This window comes from Sphingomonas sp. 10B4, assembly GCF_035019905.1.
Taxonomy (GTDB): Bacteria; Pseudomonadota; Alphaproteobacteria; order Sphingomonadales; family Sphingomonadaceae; genus Sphingomonas; species Sphingomonas glacialis.
Window position 1 is genome coordinate 1 of the sequence record NZ_JASJVC010000159.1, and the last position, 1347, is coordinate 1347.

General features: G+C 61.9%; 2 protein-coding genes. One reads left to right on the forward strand and one right to left on the reverse strand.

Annotated features, from left to right (window positions below):
- Positions 1-163 precede the first annotated feature (163 nt).
- Positions 164-718 (forward strand): dCTP deaminase, encoded by a 555-nt coding sequence (gene dcd / locus QN347_RS19225; RefSeq protein WP_189675407.1) that lies wholly within the window; start codon positions 164-166, stop codon positions 716-718.
- Between the two features lie 70 nt (positions 719-788).
- Here the strand turns inward: dcd and QN347_RS19230 are convergent, their stop codons facing one another.
- Positions 789-1244 carry a hypothetical protein gene (locus tag QN347_RS19230; RefSeq protein ID WP_323494331.1) on the reverse strand — a complete coding sequence of 152 codons (456 nt, stop codon included), beginning with the start codon at positions 1242-1244 and terminating at the stop codon, positions 789-791.
- Positions 1245-1347: the final 103 nt, after the last annotated feature.

Consider the following 1347-nt stretch of genomic DNA (forward strand, 5'->3'; position numbering starts at 1 on the left):
CATGTTGGAACATGAATCGCTTCCGGACCACAACGCAACCTCTTTTCCGGCTCCTCAATGAGTCAGGCTATATTATGCCAGCACACCATGGTCCACGCAATAGCGCCTTGCCCGCCCCCGCATTTCCGGCGACAGGCTGGCGGCAACAACAGGGAGCCTTTACATGTCGATCATGTCCGACCGCTGGATTCGCGAGCAGGCGCTGACCACCGGGATGATCGAGCCGTTCGTCGACGGCCAGAAGCGCGACGGCTGCATCAGCTACGGCCTGTCGTCCTACGGTTATGACGCGCGCGTGTCCGACGAGTTCAAGGTCTTCACCAACATCGACAGCGTGATCGTCGACCCCAAGGACTTTGCCGCCAACAGCTTCGTCGACCGCAAGACCGATTGCTGCATCATCCCGCCCAACAGCTTCGCGCTGGCGCGCACGGTCGAGTATTTCCGCGTTCCGCGTGACGTGCTGGTGATCTGCCTCGGCAAGTCGACCTATGCGCGCTGCGGGATCATCGTCAATGTCACCCCGCTCGAGCCCGGCTGGGAGGGGCATGTCACGCTCGAATTTTCGAACACCACCCCCCTGCCCGCGAAGATCTACGCCAATGAAGGCGCGTGCCAGTTCCTCTTCCTCGAAGGCAACGAGCCGTGCGAGACGAGCTATGCCGATCGCGCGGGCAAATATATGGGACAGCGCGGGGTCACGCTGCCGCGGTTGTAAGCGCGCCGCCGCGGACGCGTGCCGCACGACGCGGGCGCGCGCGTCGGCAACGGTCGATGGCGTTGCGCGATCACTGGACCAGGCGCGAAGTCTGGAGCGCAGTGGAGAACAGCTGCTGGAGTGCGGTGATGATGCTGTCGTTGGCGGTCACCGTCTGCACAAGCGCGGCCCCGTTGGTCCCAGGCGAGGCGCACTGCTGCAACGCGGTCAACACCTTGTCCGAGGTTCCCGCACTGCTGCCCGAATACGGCGCGGGAGGGGGTGGCAGGAATGGCGCGACATTGGTTTGCGACCAAGCATCGTTGGCCAGCGCCTCGGGCAGATACTGGGTGTAGAGGATTGCGATCTTGATCCCCTTTGCCTTGATCGCCGTGCAGATCGTTTGGTCACTGCTCCGCAGCGGCCCGAAATAGCGGCTGGGCTGGTCCACCATGCCATCTGTCACGAGAAACAGGATTTTCTGTGGAGTGACCCCGGGCGCGCCTGAACCAGCCGTCGGGATGAGGCCGTTCATCGTCGTCAGCATATTGGATATTTCGGTGGCTTGATCGTGGCTTTGTTGCATAACGTCGCGAGAGCATAACCGCGCTTTTACTTGAAGATGTTATGAGAGGCGGACGGTCACCGGT

Bases quoted from the DNA above. Each gene is read 5' to 3' on its own strand.
- dcd (WP_189675407.1), top strand. From the start codon at position 164: ATGTCGATCATGTCCGACCGCTGGATTCGCGAGCAGGCGCTGACCACC.
- QN347_RS19230 (WP_323494331.1), bottom strand. From the start codon at position 1,244: ATGCTGACGACGATGAACGGCCTCATCCCGACGGCTGGTTCAGGCGCG.